The organism is Vibrio sp. 10N.222.55.C6 (assembly GCF_041473395.1).
Lineage (GTDB): Bacteria > Pseudomonadota > Gammaproteobacteria > Enterobacterales > Vibrionaceae > Vibrio > Vibrio crassostreae_C.
The window spans coordinates 1-626 of the sequence record NZ_JBFRSD010000029.1 but is presented as its reverse complement, the minus strand read 5'-3'; the positions used below and the strand labels follow the sequence as shown (position 1 = coordinate 626).

1 protein-coding gene is annotated in these 626 nt (G+C 44.2%); it reads left to right on the top strand.

Translation table 11 applies throughout. The annotated features are described in order from the left end of the window. Positions 1 to 115 precede the first annotated feature (115 nt). The coding region (locus tag AB4486_RS16950) for a carbohydrate porin (protein ID WP_372117848.1) at positions 116 to 626 on the top strand (511 nt) is incomplete at its 3' end.

The following is a 626-nucleotide window of genomic DNA, read 5'->3' as shown; positions in this document are numbered from 1 at the left end:
CTATTTCTTCTTCGATATAGAGCTTATACATCAAAAGTATAAGCCGAAATGTGCTTACGAATTGTTTTGGGAACGTTTGCAAATAATCCAAAACAATTAACGTGAGAACATCAGAATGAAACGACACATTTTAGCGGTTGCTGTAACAATGGGGCTAATGACTACATCGGTATTAGCAAGTGAAGACGTTGCAGCATTAGAGCAACGTATTAATGAATTAGAACAAAGGGTTGCACAAACAGAGCAGGTCTCTACCGAGGCCAATGAAAAGGCTTCTTCGTTTGAGTTTCACGGCTATGCTCGCTCTGGGTTATTGATCAACGACGACCTAAACGGCGCGACAGGTACTGGTCCTTACATGACAGCGGCGGGTGCCATTGGAGCTCCAATTGGACGTCTTGGTGTTGAAGATGATCATTACGTTGAAGCGAACTTGATTCATAAGCGATTTGCAGACGATGGCTCTAGTGCTTTGTTTCGCATCATGTTGGCCGACAGTACTGAGACAAATAACGAGTGGACTGCCAGCGAAAGCCAGTTGAATGTGCGACAAGTGTATTCAGAACTGAACCGTCTGAGCATGTTCTCTGAATCTGAAGCGTTTTCTGAAGCAACGTTTTGGGCGG